This window comes from Staphylococcus sp. HMSC14D10 (assembly GCF_001808125.1).
In the GTDB taxonomy this organism is placed as follows: domain Bacteria; phylum Bacillota; class Bacilli; order Staphylococcales; family Staphylococcaceae; genus Staphylococcus; species Staphylococcus haemolyticus.
This window is the reverse complement of sequence record NZ_KV792226.1, coordinates 1-16210: the sequence shown is the minus strand read 5'-3', so window position 1 is coordinate 16210 and position 16210 is coordinate 1. Positions and strand designations below refer to the sequence as shown.

Sequence of the window (16210 nt, the reverse complement as noted above, 5' to 3'; positions counted from 1 at the left end):
CTATTTGACCACTTACGAAATTATTCTATCACTATTGATTATTGTACGCTAGTGTATATTTAATTATTCTTTTAAAAATATTATAAAATATGATCACAAAAAAGAGACTGACATATTAGTCAGTGATATGCTCCCTTCAAAGTAGACATTGAAAAAATGAAAAACTTTGAAGGGAGCTTTTTTATGCCAAGCCATCCTAAAGTAGATGTAGACTTACTACTATATATGTTTCAAGAATATGAAAAAGGTGTTTCATTCCAGTATTTAATCGATACATTAAAAATAGATACTGAAGGAAAAGAGATTAAAAAACAATCTCCTAAATCTGAGGTGTATATCATGAAAGCAAGACAAACCACATTCGATGAACGTGTCGCAATTGTTGAATATTACTTAAATCACAAACAATCTTATAGAGAAGTTGCAGAACACTTTAATATCACATACGGCCAAATTTATCAGTGGGTCCAAAAATATCAAGCTAATGGAAGTGATGGATTAGTAGATGGCCGTGACAAAGGCAAACCGCAATCTATATTGACATCAGAAGAGCAAAAAGAAGCAGAAATCAGAGTATTAAAAGAACGTAATCGATTACTAGAAATGGAAAATAATGTTTTAAAAAAGTACAACGAATTAGAAAGGGAGATGATTCGTAAAGACAACAAATCACGTCGTACAAAACAAGCGAAACGTTAAAGAATCAATATCCGATTCGACAATTATGTCATGTATTAGGTATTTCTAGGTCAAGTTATTATAAGTGGTGCCATCGTAAACCTACTAAACGAGAAATGGACAATGAACAACTTAAACAAAACATTGAAACCATTTATCATAAGTATAAGGGCATATATGGATATCGCCGTGTTTATATCTATATTAGAAAATATTTAAATAAAAAAGTAAATTACAAACGTGTTTACCGTTTGATGAAAACACTCAAATTAGCTGCAGTAATACGATTTAAGCGCAAACCTTACCGTCGTTCAACACCACAAATTACAGCAGTCAATATACTCAATCGCCAATTTGAAGTTGCATCACCGAATACAACTTGGTTAACAGATGTCACAGAATTTAAAATCAAAGATGGTCGTAAAATTTATCTAAGTGCTATTTATGATCTAGGGACTAAGCGAATTGTTAGCTATGAACTAGACTTATCTAATAATAATATGTTAGTTTTCAGCACATTGGAGAAAGCAGTCCAACAAGTTCAAAATACCAAAGGTATATTGTTTCATAGTGACTGTGGTTTTTAGTATACTTCCAAGTTATTTAAATATAAGTTAGAACAAAACGGTATGTTTCATAGTATGTCTCGTGTTAGTAGATGTATAGATAATGGTCCTATGGTATGGGTTTGGGGGACGATTAAAAGTGAGATTTTCAAAGGCAACAAACGATTTATTTTTAATAATGTTGAAGAGGCAAAGCAACAAATAGAAAAATACATTCATTTCTTTAATACAGAAAGAATTACATTAAAAATGGCCGATTTTGTCTAAAAACAAAATCAACCATTCATTTTAATTATTTAATTGTCTACTTGACTGGGTGCAGTTCACAGCCTCTTAATGTTAATTAGATGCTATCAATAACTGTACCTTCAGTACCCCACTCATTCATGCCACCTTCAACATTAATAGCATGTACACCTTGATCTTCTAAATATTTTACAACTTTTGCACTACGCATTCCTGCGGCACAAATAATATAATATGTTTCACTTTTATTAAAATGATTTAAGTTGTCAGGAATTTGATCCATAGGAATTGTTTTAGCTCCAGGAATGACTCCCATTGCAGTTTCTTCATCTGTACGAACGTCCACAATATTCACCGGATTAGATTCTAATACTTTTTCTTTTAATTGATCTACTGTAATAGATTCCATTATTAAAACTCCTTATATTATTATTTTGCAACGATGTTAACAAGTTTTTGAGGGACTGCAATTACTTTTTTAATGTCTTTACCCTCAATCGATAGTTTAACATTTTCATCTTGTAATGCTAATGTTTCCATTTCATCTTTAGAAGTATCTTTAGGAATATTTAATTTTGCTCTTACTTTGCCGTTCACTTGTACTACAATTTCAACCTCTGAATCTACAAGTAATGATTCATCATATGTTGGCCATGGTTGATAAGTAATAGTGTCTTCATTACCTAAACGGTTCCATAATTCCTCACCAATATGTGGCGCAATTGGAGCCAGCATTTTTACAAAGCCTTCAGCATATGGTTGATAAATCGTTTCTGCTTTATAGCAATCATTAATAAATACCATTAATTGACTTATCGCAGTATTAAAGTTTAATGTGTTGAAGTCTTCTGTAACTTTTTTAACAGTTTGGTTATAAACTTTATCTAATCCATTATCATTATTTTCAACTATTTTATTTGATAATGAACCGTCTTCATTGATGAATAGTCTCCAAACACGGTCTAAGAAACGTCTTGAACCATCAAGACCATTTTCACTCCAGGCAATAGCTGCATCTAATGGTCCCATAAACATTTCATATAATCGCAATGTATCAGCACCGTGTGAATCTACAATATCATCTGGATTAACTACGTTGCCTTTAGACTTACTCATTTTCTCGTTACCTTCACCAAGTATCATACCTTGATTAAATAATTTTTGGAACGGCTCTTTAGTAGGTACTACACCTAAATCGTAAAGAACTTTGTGCCAGAATCTAGCATACAGTAAGTGAAGTACAGCATGTTCTACCCCACCAATGTATAAATCTACTGGTAACCAGTGTTTTAATTTTTCTGGGTCAGCTAACATATTACTATTATGAGGATCGATATATCTTAAGTAATACCAGCAACTTCCTGCCCATTGTGGCATAGTATTAGTTTCACGACGACCCTTCATGCCTGTCTTTTCATCAACAACATTCACAAACTCATCGATATTAGCTAATGGAGATTCACCTGTACCAGAAGGTTTAATTTCATCAGTTTCTGGTAGTAAAAGTGGTAACTCTTCTTCTGGAACTGTAGTCATAGTACCATCTTCCCAATGAATAACTGGTATTGGTTCACCCCAATAACGTTGTCTGCTGAATAGCCAATCTCTTAATTTATAATTTACTTTTTTCTCTCCAGCACCATTCGTTTCTAGTAATTCAATTGCTTTAGCAATAGCCGCTTCATTATCTAAACCATTAAGTTCTCCTGAGTTAACATGTTGACCTTCACCAGTATATGCCTCTTTTTGCACATTGCCGCCTTCAATGACTTCGATAATAGGTAAATCAAATTTAGTTGCAAACTCGTGATCACGTTCATCATGCGCGGGCACAGCCATGACTGCGCCTGTACCATAGCTAGAAAGTACATAATCCGCAATCCAAATTGGTAATTGCTCACCTGATAGTGGATTTATAGCATAAGCACCTGTGAAGACACCTGATTTATCTTTGGCTAAATCTGTTCGTTCAAGGTCAGATTTTTTAGATGCACCTTCTTGATATTTTTTTACTTCTTCTAATTTATCTTCAGAAGTAATAACATTTACGAGATCATGTTCCGGACTTAATACTAAGAAAGTTGTACCGTAAATTGTATCTGGTCTCGTTGTAAACACATCAATACTAGCATCTTCATTTTCAATTTTAAAAGAAACACGCGCACCTTCTGAACGTCCAATCCAATTACGTTGCATGTCTTTAATAGATTCTGGCCAGTCAAGTTCTTCTAAATCTTCTAATAATCGGTCAGCATATTCTGTAATTTTTAATACCCATTGCTTCATAGGTCGTCTATATACTGGATGTCCTCCACGTTCAGAAACTCCATCAACAACTTCTTCATTAGATAGAACAGTTCCTAACGCTGGACACCAGTTGACAGCAACTTCATCTACATAGGCTAAACCTTTATTATACAGTTGGATAAAAATCCATTGTGTCCATTTGTAATATTCAGGGTCAGTAGTATTTACCTCTCTATCCCAATCATAACTGAAACCTAATTCTTGTATTTGACGTTTAAAAGTTTGAATATTTTGCTTTGTAAATCCCCTAGGATCATTACCAGTATCTAATGCATATTGTTCAGCAGGTAATCCAAAAGCATCCCATCCCATTGGATGAAGTACATTATAACCTTGCATACGTTTATATCTAGACACAATATCAGTAGCTGTGTAACCTTCTGGATGCCCTACGTGTAAACCTGCTCCAGATGGATAAGGGAACATATCTAATGCATAAAATTTCTTTTGTCCTAGATTATCACTCGTTTTAAACGTTTTGTTGTCTGCCCAATAATTTTGCCATCTTTTCTCAATTTCCTTGTGATTATATCCCAAATCTTTTTCCTCCTATAAATAAAAAAACACCTCAAACTATTATTTATTAAAGGGACGACTTTTAGCCGCGGTACCACCCTAATTCACAAATATTGTGCACTTTATAATAGTAAGAGATGTTTATAATTTAATCGAATAACGGTAAGTTCACTTAATTCTTAACACTAGTTCTCACCACCACTAGCTCTCTGATGAAAAGTACTTAAGTTACTACTCCAATACATTTTAATATTATGAGATTCAAGCACTAATTGCAAGTGGTAGTTACTATTTTGTTTAAACTCATGTATAAATAAAACTTCTATCTTGATTGTCGCGATTGTTTTCCTTTTGGCAGCCCTTTATCAAAGATTGAAAGGAAAATAATCCCTACAATTAATAAGAACATGATGCCAATGAACATCGCACTCATATTAAAGGTATCAACTAATACCCCACCTATTAATGGCCCAAATGCTTTACCAACAGTTGAAGCTGAATTTACGACACCTTGATATTGACCTTGTTTTCCTTCTGGTGCTAAATAATTAGCTATAGTTGGTACTGCTGGCCAAACAAACATTTCACCAAAAGTTAATATAATCATTCCTATTAAAAATACAGTAAATTGTTCGGCAAAACTAGTTACAAAGAATGAAAGCATAAAAATTAAAATACCAACTAACATTTGATATTTTAAATTACCTTTTAATAAAATAATTGCTGGTCTTATTAACGGTTGAGCAACTAAAATCATAATACCATTCACTGTCCATAATATACTGTATTGCGACATAGAAATATTTAATTCTTGAGTGAATGATGCAATTGTAGTTTCCCATTGAATGTAAGCAATCCAACAAATAGCAAACATTACACACAGTAGTAAGAGTGCAATGAAACGTTTTTTATTCTCTTTGCTATGGATATCTAGACTATCAGGTGTTCTGATTTTAGCATGATATTCAAGATTAAATTGAGTTATCGCTACAATTCCAAACAAGACGTACATAATCAAGTTTGCTAAGAAAATATAATTAAAGCTTAATTCCGCAACGAAACCACCCATAGCTGCACCGGTTGCTACACCAATATTTTGAGCTAAGTATATTGCATTGAAAGTCGTTCTCCCCCCGTTAGGCCAAACTGCACCAGCCATTGCATATATCGCGGGAACTATCATTCCGCCACCAAAACCTAACAATACTAACCAAACAGCATACCATGGCCATCCATGGAAGAAGTTTAAAAGCGTAGTACTGATTAAACATGTAACGGTACCGATCATAATTGTTCGATAACCACCTAATTTATCAAATAATGAACCTCCTAGTAAATTTCCGACTACCATTCCGAATGAATTAACCATTAGAACAATCGCAGCAATAGTCAGGCTCTTACCAAGCTCTTCTTTCATATAAATTGTGTTTAAAGGCCATAAAAAGCTAGAGCCAGTTATATTTAGCGCCATGCCTATAACTAGCCACCATACTGATCTAGGTATATTCATATTTTTAGTCCCCTCTTTATATTTTTGTTGAACTACATTAAACACTATAACATTAAAGTATGTTAAAATCTTTACTTAGAACTAAGTTAGATAGAAAGGAAAATGTGTTATGGGTAACTATTTCCCGTATGCCTTTGAAAATAAACGATATCATACATGGAATTACCATTTAAAAAATAAATTTGGTCAAAAGATTTTCAAAGTAGCACTTGATGGTGGATTTGACTGTCCTAACCGAGATGGCACAGTTGCACATGGTGGATGCACGTTCTGTTCAGCCGCAGGTAGCGGTGACTTTGCTGGTAACAGAGCTGATCCAATTGAAGTTCAATTTCAACAAATTAAAGATAGGATGCATGAAAAATGGAGTGAGGGTAAATATATTGCCTACTTCCAAGCTTTCACGAATACGCATGCACCAGTAGAAGTATTAAAAGAAAAGTATGAGCCTGTCTTAAAAGAAGAAGGTGTTGTAGGTTTATCTATAGCAACCAGACCAGATTGTTTACCTGATGATGTAGTAGAATACTTAGCCGAGTTAAATGAACGTACTTATTTATGGGTAGAATTAGGTTTACAAACTGTACATCAAGAAACTTCAGACTTAATTAACCGTGCTCATGATATGCAAACTTATTATGAAGGCGTTGCTAAATTAAGAAAACAAAACATTAATGTGTGTACTCATATTATTAATGGCTTACCTGGTGAAGACTATCAAATGATGATGGAAACTGCACGTGAAGTAGCTCAAATGGATGTTCAAGGCATTAAAATTCATTTACTTCATTTATTAAAAGGGACACCAATGGTTAAACAATATGAAAAAGGAATGCTTGAGTTTATGTCTCAAGAAGACTATACCAATCTAGTATGCGATCAATTAGAAATTTTACCACCTGAAATGATTATTCATCGAATTACTGGAGATGGTCCAATTGATTTAATGATTGGTCCTATGTGGAGTGTTAATAAATGGGAAGTTTTAAATGAAATTGATGATGAATTAGCACGACGCAACTCCTATCAGGGTAAACATTATACATCTGAGGTAAAGGTTAACTCATGAAATTAGAACGTATTCTCCCCTTTTCAAAAACGTTAATAAAAGATCATATTAAACAAGATAGTATTGTCATTGATGCTACTTGTGGGAATGGTAATGACACGTTGTTTCTTGCACAACAGGTTCCAAATGGTCATGTTTTTGGTTTAGATATACAAGACTCAGCAATTCAGTTAACTTTCGAAAAAGTGAAAGAATATCATAATGTAACATTAATTCGTGATGGTCATGAAAACATTAAGAACCACATTGACATTAAATTTAAAGGTCAAATAGATGCAGCGATATTTAACCTTGGCTACTTACCTAAGGGTGATAAATCAATTGTTACGAGACCTGAAACTACAATAAAAGCAATTAATAACATTTTTGATTATTTAAGTGTTGAAGGTATTATTGTGTTAGTTATATACCATGGGCATGCTGAAGGACAAATTGAACGAGATGCTTTATTAGATTTCTTAGAACATTTTGATCAAGAGAAAGCTCATATTCTTAAATATCAATTTATGAACCAAGTGAATCATGCGCCATTTATATGTGCGATTGAGAAACGCTAAACCTAACATCATACATCATCTCTGACATAATTTTAAATAATATATAAAATCCACTCCATAGTTTAATTATGGAGTGGATTGTTTTGTCGAAAAATCTCTCTAAATTATATTCAAGACAATATAAACTAAAACATCAAATCGATTAAATACGCATTAATGAGTTTAGACTATTTTCAAGTATTTCATATCGTTTCTTAATAGTAGAAGTAATGAAATTTAGTAGTTCATCTTTAAGTTCTTGCTTCTCTTTATTAAAATGAATAATTACAGTTCGTTCATCATCTAATGGTCTCTCTTTAAATATCCATTCAGATTGAACAAGTTTGTTATATGTACGTGTACGTTTATACGATTTAATATTAACGTAACTATCCATTTCTTTTAACGTCATGGACCCTTTGTCCCATAAAGTTAGTAAAATGAGAACCTCTTCTTTGGTCAAATCATAAGTTTCATAAATTACTTTAAAAATCGAATTGATTTCTTTACACACTTCTTCAAGCTGCAAAATCATAGAAACATTCTCGCCTGCTTGATTATTCATGTTGCTCCCTCCCTAAATAATTGTACACATCCCGATTAAATAATTATAGAATTAACTATCATTATATATTTACCCAATTATTCTCGTTGTAATTAAACAATTTATAATAACTCCAAAAAATTAACTTACATTAAAGCATATGTTAAATTACTTTAAATTTTTATTGGTAATTCAACTAAATATAATTAAAATTAAAAACATATAATATTAACATTATATTATATTTTTACTTTAATTTAAAAGATGTTAACTTCTAAATATTGAATTACCTTTGTGCATTAATCAATTGCATTACATATAATTGTTTATCAAAAAGGAGCCAGAACAGAATTCTCATCGAATTCTTAGTCCCAGCTCCTCAAAGATAACTAGAAATGAAGAAGTATTATAAATTGTTTCTCAATTTGATCAATTACGACGAATTTGCTTTGTAGTCATGAAATATTACTTCATCACACACTCTGATTTTTAAACTTCTTCGATTTCTTCTTCATTTACTATAAAACCCATTGTATTCACACTATTATTTAAAAACGTCAACACGTAACGCATCACTTGATCACGTTCAGGTTCATTATGAATTTCATGATAGAAGCCTTCCCATACTTTAAAATAAAATTCATTAGTGTTTAAATTATTTTTAAGTTCATTGAATGAGCGTAATTCCAATAATTTATCTTCAGTTCCATACATTAGTAACGTTGGCATAGATTGTATATCTTTGAAATGTTGAACTGTATCTTTCATTGTTTCCAACACAATGTTATACCACTTGTAGGTTACTTTTCTTAACATTAATCCATCTTGTTTAGTTTCTTCAATAACTTCATCATTTCGCGTTAAATCTTTAGTTTCAATACCTAATTTGAATCGTGCGTCCTTAGAACCTTTACCTACATTTGAAATTAACATATTTTTACGTGTCTTATTATTTCTTTTAAATTCTAACAATGGAGAAAGGAGTAACATACCCTCGATAGGTAATTCTGTTTTTTCAAGTACATTTAATAAAATTAATCCACCTAGTCCAACACCCATGACAAAAGTAGGAATCTTGTATTCATTAGCAATTCTAACCCATTCTATTAGTGTTTCATGATAGATATCAAAATGCTCAATTTGTCCCTTGTTTGCTCTAGAAGTTTGACCTTGACCAGGTAAATCACCCATTATAACGTGATAGCCATTACGTCTTAACATTGTAATGACGTATGCATATCTGCCAGTGTGTTCTAAAATGTTATGTACTATAATCACGACACCTTTAGCATCGTGTTCAGTTTCCCATTTCCACATATGTATAATTCCTCTCTAACTTATATTTCAATAAATGTATTATATCAGATTATTGGTTTGGACTGGTGTAAATCTTAAAGACAAAGTGATTACAAATTTTAGTTCAATATTATAATTATACTTTTTTTATATTATTCAGATAATTGAAAACGCTTTCTACAATCAGCTATTCATGCTAAACTATTATTAAATTATAAGTATTATGTAATATGGAGGAATGGGATATGTCACTTTTTAAGAATTTTTTTATTGCATTATCAAATAGCACTTATTTAAATGAAACAGCAAAAAAAGTAGGTCCTAAAATGGGTGCAAATAAAGTTGTGGCTGGTAATACTATCGAGCAATTAATTGACACAATTGAGAGACTCAACGATAAAAATATAGCAGTTACAGTTGATAATCTTGGCGAGTTTGTAGGAACGGTTGAAGAGGCTACTCAAGCTAAGAATGAAATTTTAGAAGTTATGCAAGCTATTAAAGATTATAATGTCGATGCTCATATGTCTGTAAAATTAAGTTCTCTTGGTGGTGAATTTGATACTGAGCTAGCTTATAATAATTTAAGAGAGATTCTACTTAAAGCCAACGAATTTGATAATATGCATATTAATATCGACACTGAAAAATATGACAGTTTACAGCAAATTGTTGAAGTGTTAGATAGACTTAAAGGGGAATTCAGAAACGTTGGAACAGTAATACAAGCTTACCTTTATGATGCAATTGACTTAATTGAAAAATATCCTAATTTGCGCTTAAGATTAGTTAAAGGTGCATATAAAGAAGATGAACAAATTGCATATCAAACTAAAGAAGAGATTGATGCAAATTACATAAAAATCATTGAGAAACGTCTTTTAAATGCGAAAAACTTTACATCAATCGCTACACACGACGATCAAATAATTAACCACGTTAAACAATTTGTTAAATCACATAATATTGATAGAGATCAATTTGAATTCCAAATGTTATACGGATTCCGTAGTGAATTAGCTGAGGATATTTCTCGTCAAGGATACCATTTCACAATTTATGTTCCTTATGGCAATGATTGGTTCGGTTACTTCATGCGTAGATTAGCTGAACGCCCTCAAAACCTTGCTCTTGCATATCAAGAATTTGTTTCAACTAAAACATTGAAAAAAATTGGTCTTTTCACTAGCCTAGGCCTTGGAGTTGCATTTATTATTTCTGGTTTTACAAGATTATTAAAAAGATAAAAAAATAAATCCTCGACACTGCTAGTGCTTTGTCGAGGATTTATTTTTTTCAATTAAAATTGTTTTAATAAATTTGCCATTTCAATAGCACTTACTGCTGCTTCAGCACCTTTATTACCCGCTTTAGTTCCAGCTCTTTCAACCGCTTGTTCAATACTTTCAGTGGTTAATACGCCAAATATAACTGGAATATCGCTTACATCATTCGCCTTTGATACTCCTTTAGCAACTTCATTACATACATAATCATAATGAGATGTTGCACCTCTAATTACACAACCTAAAGTGATGACTGCGTCATATTCACCCTTCTGAGCTAGTTTTTTAGAAACTAAAGGAATTTCAAATGCACCAGGTACATAAGCAACATCTATATTACTATCTTCCACACCGTGACGAACAAGTGTATCTTTTGCACCATCTAATAAACGGTTCGTTATAAAATCATTAAATCGACTTACAACAATAGCTACTTTTAGATCTGTTCCTACCAATTTACCTTCAAAATTCATCTTTATTCCTCCTAAATTAAATGTCCCATTTTTATTTTTTTAGTATTCATATAATCATGATTATGTTCTGTTTCAGCTACAATAATTGGTGTGCGGTCCGCAACTTTAATACCATACTCAGATAATCCCTCAAATTTTTTAGGATTATTACTTAACAAATTCACTTGTTGTACATTGAAATAATTTAAAATTTGAGCTGCTATATGATAATCCCTCAAATCTTCGTCAAAACCTAAAGCTAGGTTGGCAGTTACTGTATCATGACCTCGTTCAATTAATTCGTATGCTCTTAATTTATTAATTAACCCTATGCCTCTTCCTTCTTGAGGCAAATAAATAATCATGCCACCATGCTCATTAATATATTTCATCGCTGATTCTAGTTGTGCACCACAATCACATCTTTGACTATGGAAAATATCACCTGTTAAACATGCAGAATGAATACGCACATTTTCTGTGGCACGTGGTTCTCCTTTAGCAAGTACAACAATTTCTTCTTTAGTTAATGGTGATTCGAATCCATACATTTCAAAAGCTCCATGATCTGTCGGCATATTAACTTTTGCTTTTAACTCAACACTAGTGTCTTTGTCTTTTTGATAATTAACTAAACTTTCAATAGTAATCATTTTAAGACCATGTTGATGTTTAAACGCTTCTAGTTGTTCACCTTTAGCCATTGTCCCATCTTCATTCATGATCTCACATATAACACCTGCTGGAACTGCTTTCGTTAGTTTCGCTAAATCTACAGCTGCTTCTGTATGACCAGTACGTTCCAACACACCGTTTTCTTTAGCTATTAGTGGAAAAAGATGTCCAGGTTTATGGAAATCTTCAGGCCCAGATTCTGGATTAATTAAAGCACGTGCCGTTGCCATTCTATCAAATGCACTTATACCGGTTGATGTTGTAACGTGATCGATACTTACTGTGAAATTAGTTCCAAAACCATCCGTATTATGGTCTACCATAGGCATTAGTTTAAGTTTGAGTGCCAAGTCTTTACTAATTGGTGCACAAATTAGCCCTCTACCTTCTTTAGCCATAAAATTAATAGTATTATCATTCATCCATTGCGTTATAGCTACAAGATCTCCTTCATTTTCACGATCCTCGTCATCCACAACAATAATACTTTCACCACGTTTTAAAGCATTTAATGCATCCATAATATCGTCAAATTCCATCTATAATTACGCCTCCTAAAAGCCAAATGCTCTTAACTTATCTAATGTAAGCTTTGACTCATTTCTACTTATCATTCGTTCAACATATTTAAAAAGAACATCCGTTTCTAAATGAACTTGGTCGCCATTTTGTTTAGAAGATAAAATCGTTGAACGTCTTGTTTCAGGTATTAAATGAATATCAAAACTATCATGTCGTAAATCGAAAATTGTTAAACTCACACCATCCACAGTGATTGAACCCTGTTTGACCATTTGATTAATGATATTTGTAGATGCTTTAATCGAAACTATCCTTGAATTAGGAGTTTCCTTAACTTGTGTTATAACACCTTTGTCATCAACATGACCTAAAACAAAATGACCTCCAAAACGTCCATTTCCTGACATTGCTCTTTCTAAGTTGACTTCATCATTTTTATTGATTTGAGATAGATATGTTTTATCTTCAGTACCTTTTATAACTTGAACAGAAAAATAATTACTTGTGAAGTCAATCACTGTTAAGCAAGCTCCATTCACACTAATAGAGTCACCGATGTTCATGTCTTCTGTGATAATTTGACAAGCTATATCCAATGTTCTAACCGATTGATGAGTACGAATATTTTTGACAGTACCTATTTCTTCAACAATACCTGTAAACATAAGTTGTCACTTCTTTCGCAAAATCATTTTTAAATTTTGATTAATTAACTCAGTAGAAGAAATTTCAAATTGAGTGGTTTCATTTAAATCAATAGTATACGCAGTTTGAAAGAATTGATTTTTTCCAGAACCACCTATTATTTTCGGGGCGTAATAAATAATAAGTTGATTAATAAAATCAGTTTGGAGAAATTTGGAAGTTATACGAGGACCAGCTTCAATTAATAATGAACCAATACCTCGCTTATAAATATCTTTAAGAATATCTTTTAAATCGCATTTATCTATACAGATAACCTTTATGTTTCGATTTGGACTTTCAAGCGTTTGATTTTCAGTGTAAATCCACACTTCACTCGACGAATCTTGAAAAAGTTGTTTCGTAAAGTCAACATTGCCACTTTTAGCTAGCACTATTCGGATTGGATTTTTACCATTTGGAATACGAGTCGTGTAAAGTGGGTTATCAGCATTAATTGTGCCATTTCCTGTCAACACAGCATCATGCGTATGTCTTAAATGGTAGACATCTTGTTTGACTTCTGAATTAGTAATCCATTTACTCTGACCTAAATCTGTTGCTTGTTTACCGTCTAATGATACAGACACTTTCATCGTAATTTCAGGAATTTGCTCTGACTTAGCTTTAAAAAAGTCTTTATATAAGGCAGCTGCTTCTTCAGAGTATTGATGTTCTACATCAATCCCAGCTTGTTCTAAAATAGTGTCCCCTTCAGAAGGTAATGTCGTATCTTTAACAGCGTAAATAACTTTGCTTAGTCCAAATTCAATAATTTTGTTCACACATGGTGGTGTTGAGCCAAAGTGGGTACATGGTTCTAACGAAATATAGATTGTTCCACCATTTGCTTCCTTTCCAGCCATATCAAGTGCTTGTACTTCCGCGTGCTTCTCACCTTGTTTTAGATGAGCACCGAGTCCAACTATTCGGCCGTTATTAACAACGACCGCACCAACTGGAGGATTGATACCTGTTTGTCCTTTAACCATTTGTGCGAGTTGTATAGCGTATTTCATAAAATTACTCAATAAATCACCTCATAATCAAAACTCCCTATACCAATAAAGTGCTTAAAGGCATAGGGAGACCAAATATATATTCAAATAAGCTTACAACATTAGTAAATGTGTATGCTAAATAACCATCATAATTATCAAATAATGACGACTCATTCTTTCTCCCATCCAGACTTTCACTGTCGGCTCTAGAATCTCACTAGATCAGCCATCAAAGTTATTACCTTTTACTTTGACAGGTCGCAGGCTTATATTACTGCCGGTTGGGAATTGCACCCCGCCCCGAAAGAATTCATATGAAATTGTGATTGTTTGAGTTAACGTAGTTTAATAACTACAACATTAATCATACGCTTATTGTTTAAAAATTACAAACCGTCAACGCTGCATATTATTTAACAGAGTAACTAATAATGGAATTTAGTTATTTAAGTGTAAATGTCTACATTATGAACTAAAATGGTCAAATTTACTTTGGTTTTCATATAAATAATTTACAGAATTGACCGCTTGATCAACGATCATCTTCACTCCATTACGCAATTTATTAACGCCATTAGTTACTTGCCCAATAGCTATCATATTGTTGAGAGTTCCATATCTTGGACTTATGACTTGATTGGTTTCTGGAATAATTTGTATACCTCCCATTGGATGTGGTTGAACAATTTGTCTGTTTTGTAGGTTAAGAATAAGCTGATCTTCCTCATCTAAATCTGATAAATGTGTTTTTGATCCAGTCGAATTAATAATGACATCATATTGATAATAATAATCATCATTGTTAAATTCCAATAAATAATGGTTGTCTTTATAAGTAATATCTTCTAATCCGCTTTTAACAATTAATGATTGATTATTTATTAAGTCTATAATTAACTCTGCAGTACGAGGTGGCATAGGGTTAGAATTTAATTGAATAATTTTTGAGAAACGTTTATCAAAGTCTTGCTGATCTTCTCGACTAAAGCTATTCCATATCCAGTTTAGATTTTCTTTAATATTTTCAATTAAACTTTGAAACACACCAATTTCATCAGGTCTATCAAGATCATACTGTAAATCTTGAATTGTATTTCCTGTGCGACGATATACTAGTTTCTCTAAATCAATATTATGATCTTTACATTCTAATTGGAATAATTCAAAAGCTAATTCTAAAGGTACATTTCCATAATATTGCGACTTCAATTCATTAAACTTTTGCTTAGTTAAATGTTTAAACTCAACATCTATCATATTTCCTCTAACACTAGGTAAATGTGCTGAGCGACTAGTCATAGTTATTGGTAATTTAGGATGATGTGTAGTCACGTATCTAACTACATCTAAACTGGCTAATCCAGTGCCTATAATTGCAATATCGTCTGATTGAGACACTTCATCTAATGTATTATATGTAGGATAAGGTGTTTGAATATAACCTTTATTCCCTTTTAGTTTATATGGATCATGATATGCAAATGTGCCAGTCGTTAAGAATATATAATCATACTCTTTCCATTCACTCATATCTTCTGAAGTACATACATAGTATTTTAATGTAGTCTCATCAATTTCTGAATTTGTAAAAATTTCGCGAACTGGATGCTTAATAATGGTTAAATTATCAAATAACAAGTCGTAGTTAGATAGGTATGACTTCATATAATGACCAAATACAAACCTTGGAAGATATTTAGGATTATCGAATTTAAATTCTGATTGCTCTTGATACCATTTCCAGAACTCTTCATCATCATCCAAATTCAAACTCATTTGCTTAGTTGGCAAATTAATTAATAATTGGCTGCTGTCATTTTGAAAAGGTACACCCTGCCCCATATTCTTATCATGATCATATACATCAACCTCAAGATTTTTAAACGCTTCATTTTTGACTAATTGCCTTAGTACACTAACACCAGCTGTGCCCATCCCTATAATTGCTACACGCATATATTCATCATCCTTTTAATTTTCTCTAACAAGAATTTTTAATAATTTAATTATATCAATATCATAAATTGCTTAAAATAATTTATACTTATATGCACTTAACATTCTCCATTTTTCTTTATCCTATATTGATATGTTAATATTGAGTTAATGAGGTGAACTAAAATGAAATTTCTCTTAAAAGTTTTCGTCGTATTTGTTATAGCATTTAGTTGGATAACTCGAAAAAATAAAGCCGAATAAATGTTTGTGAACATAAAATATATTAAAGAAAAAGCCAACGTCATCACTTGCTTGAATCAGTGTGATCGTTGGCTTTAGTTTACTTACAATTATGGCTCTATAATAAATTGGACTGATGACTAA

14 protein-coding genes, 1 pseudogene, 1 riboswitch and 1 other annotated feature are annotated in these 16210 nt (G+C 32.3%); of the genes and pseudogenes, 4 read left to right on the top strand and 11 right to left on the bottom strand.

Translation table 11 applies throughout. The annotated features are described in order from the left end of the window. The first annotated feature begins 156 nt into the window (after nt 1-156). Nucleotides 157-1511, top strand: a pseudogene (locus HMPREF3134_RS11670) (IS3 family transposase). Between the two features lie 76 nt (nt 1512-1587). On the opposite strand, the gene HMPREF3134_RS00530 reads toward HMPREF3134_RS11670, so the two are convergent. The 3 genes from HMPREF3134_RS00530 to HMPREF3134_RS00520 all read right to left on the bottom strand — a co-directional run bounded on the left by HMPREF3134_RS00530 (nt 1588) and on the right by HMPREF3134_RS00520 (nt 5823). Then, nucleotides 1588-1899: a rhodanese-like domain-containing protein gene (locus tag HMPREF3134_RS00530; RefSeq protein WP_037552296.1), complete on the bottom strand. Its 312-nt coding sequence runs from the start codon at nt 1897-1899 to the stop codon at nt 1588-1590. A gap of 20 nt (nt 1900-1919) precedes the next feature. Next, nucleotides 1920-4334 carry a leucine--tRNA ligase gene (gene leuS / locus HMPREF3134_RS00525; protein ID WP_070440079.1) on the bottom strand — a complete coding sequence of 805 codons (2415 nt, stop codon included), beginning with the start codon at nt 4332-4334 and terminating at the stop codon, nt 1920-1922. Between the two features lie 47 nt (nt 4335-4381). Beyond that, nucleotides 4382-4567: a binding site (T-box leader), on the bottom strand. Between the two features lie 68 nt (nt 4568-4635). Further along, entirely contained in the window at nt 4636-5823 is a 1188-nt protein-coding gene (locus HMPREF3134_RS00520; RefSeq protein WP_053025165.1) for an MDR family MFS transporter, read from the bottom strand. A gap of 109 nt (nt 5824-5932) precedes the next feature. Here HMPREF3134_RS00520 and HMPREF3134_RS00515 point away from each other — a divergent pair, with 109 nt between their 5' ends. Both HMPREF3134_RS00515 and HMPREF3134_RS00510 read left to right on the top strand, forming a co-directional pair. Beyond that, complete coding sequence (locus HMPREF3134_RS00515; protein WP_037552288.1) at nt 5933-6892, top strand: tRNA modification radical SAM protein MnmL/YtqA; 960 nt, start codon at nt 5933-5935, stop codon at nt 6890-6892. Then, entirely contained in the window at nt 6889-7449 is a 561-nt protein-coding gene (locus HMPREF3134_RS00510) for a tRNA 5-(aminomethyl)-2-thiouridylate-methyltransferase MnmM (RefSeq protein WP_053025167.1), read from the top strand. Before HMPREF3134_RS00515 ends, HMPREF3134_RS00510 begins: the two co-directional genes overlap by 4 nt. 142 nt (nt 7450-7591) lie before the next feature. On the opposite strand, the gene HMPREF3134_RS00505 is transcribed toward HMPREF3134_RS00510, so the two are convergent. Both HMPREF3134_RS00505 and HMPREF3134_RS00500 read right to left on the bottom strand, forming a co-directional pair. Continuing rightward, the gene (locus HMPREF3134_RS00505) at nt 7592-7993 is read right to left on the bottom strand and encodes a transcriptional regulator, SarA/Rot family (protein ID WP_037552283.1); all 402 of its coding nucleotides are present in this window, start codon (nt 7991-7993) and stop codon (nt 7592-7594) included. Nucleotides 7994-8461: 468 nt separating this feature from the next. After that, a complete protein-coding gene (locus HMPREF3134_RS00500) occupies nt 8462-9289 on the bottom strand; it encodes an alpha/beta fold hydrolase (RefSeq protein ID WP_070440077.1) in 828 nt (275 codons plus the stop codon). Between the two features lie 224 nt (nt 9290-9513). Here HMPREF3134_RS00500 and HMPREF3134_RS00495 point away from each other — a divergent pair, with 224 nt between their 5' ends. Further along, nucleotides 9514-10515 carry a proline dehydrogenase family protein gene (locus tag HMPREF3134_RS00495; protein ID WP_070440075.1) on the top strand — a complete coding sequence of 334 codons (1002 nt, stop codon included), beginning with the start codon at nt 9514-9516 and terminating at the stop codon, nt 10513-10515. 53 nt (nt 10516-10568) lie between these two features. On the opposite strand, the gene ribE is transcribed toward HMPREF3134_RS00495, so the two are convergent. The 6 genes from ribE to HMPREF3134_RS12270 form a co-directional block, all read right to left on the bottom strand. Then, nucleotides 10569-11027, bottom strand: a complete 459-nt coding sequence (gene ribE, locus HMPREF3134_RS00490) for a 6,7-dimethyl-8-ribityllumazine synthase (RefSeq protein ID WP_011275457.1) — start codon at nt 11025-11027, stop codon at nt 10569-10571. Nucleotides 11028-11038: 11 nt separating this feature from the next. After that, entirely contained in the window at nt 11039-12220 is a 1182-nt protein-coding gene (locus HMPREF3134_RS00485) for a bifunctional 3,4-dihydroxy-2-butanone-4-phosphate synthase/GTP cyclohydrolase II (RefSeq protein ID WP_070440073.1), read from the bottom strand. 15 nt (nt 12221-12235) lie between these two features. Next, a complete protein-coding gene (locus tag HMPREF3134_RS00480) occupies nt 12236-12868 on the bottom strand; it encodes a riboflavin synthase (RefSeq protein ID WP_070440071.1) in 633 nt (210 codons plus the stop codon). A 6-nt stretch (nt 12869-12874) separates the two neighbouring features. Next, the gene (gene ribD, locus HMPREF3134_RS00475; protein ID WP_070440068.1) at nt 12875-13918 is read right to left on the bottom strand and encodes a bifunctional diaminohydroxyphosphoribosylaminopyrimidine deaminase/5-amino-6-(5-phosphoribosylamino)uracil reductase RibD; all 1044 of its coding nucleotides are present in this window, start codon (nt 13916-13918) and stop codon (nt 12875-12877) included. Nucleotides 13919-14058: 140 nt separating this feature from the next. Continuing rightward, nucleotides 14059-14200: riboswitch (FMN riboswitch) on the bottom strand. A gap of 153 nt (nt 14201-14353) precedes the next feature. Next, nucleotides 14354-15844 carry an FAD/NAD(P)-binding protein gene (locus HMPREF3134_RS00470; protein ID WP_070440066.1) on the bottom strand — a complete coding sequence of 497 codons (1491 nt, stop codon included), beginning with the start codon at nt 15842-15844 and terminating at the stop codon, nt 14354-14356. A 177-nt stretch (nt 15845-16021) separates the two neighbouring features. Continuing rightward, the coding region (locus HMPREF3134_RS12270) for a hypothetical protein (protein WP_218084859.1) at nt 16022-16210 on the bottom strand (189 nt) is incomplete at its 5' end.

Excerpts from the sequence above, each read along its gene's own strand:
- HMPREF3134_RS00510 (WP_053025167.1), top strand. The coding sequence starts at position 6,889 with ATGAAATTAGAACGTATTCTCCCCTTTTCAAAAACGTTAATAAAAGAT.
- HMPREF3134_RS00480 (WP_070440071.1), bottom strand. The coding sequence starts at position 12,868 with ATGTTTACAGGTATTGTTGAAGAAATAGGTACTGTCAAAAATATTCGT.
- ribE (WP_011275457.1), bottom strand. The coding sequence starts at position 11,027 with ATGAATTTTGAAGGTAAATTGGTAGGAACAGATCTAAAAGTAGCTATT.
- HMPREF3134_RS00500 (WP_070440077.1), bottom strand. The coding sequence starts at position 9,289 with ATGTGGAAATGGGAAACTGAACACGATGCTAAAGGTGTCGTGATTATA.
- HMPREF3134_RS00495 (WP_070440075.1), top strand. The coding sequence starts at position 9,514 with ATGTCACTTTTTAAGAATTTTTTTATTGCATTATCAAATAGCACTTAT.
- HMPREF3134_RS00520 (WP_053025165.1), bottom strand. The coding sequence starts at position 5,823 with ATGAATATACCTAGATCAGTATGGTGGCTAGTTATAGGCATGGCGCTA.
- HMPREF3134_RS00530 (WP_037552296.1), bottom strand. The coding sequence starts at position 1,899 with ATGGAATCTATTACAGTAGATCAATTAAAAGAAAAAGTATTAGAATCT.
- HMPREF3134_RS00470 (WP_070440066.1), bottom strand. The coding sequence starts at position 15,844 with ATGCGTGTAGCAATTATAGGGATGGGCACAGCTGGTGTTAGTGTACTA.
- HMPREF3134_RS00505 (WP_037552283.1), bottom strand. The coding sequence starts at position 7,993 with ATGAATAATCAAGCAGGCGAGAATGTTTCTATGATTTTGCAGCTTGAA.
- HMPREF3134_RS00515 (WP_037552288.1), top strand. The coding sequence starts at position 5,933 with ATGGGTAACTATTTCCCGTATGCCTTTGAAAATAAACGATATCATACA.
- HMPREF3134_RS00485 (WP_070440073.1), bottom strand. The coding sequence starts at position 12,220 with ATGGAATTTGACGATATTATGGATGCATTAAATGCTTTAAAACGTGGT.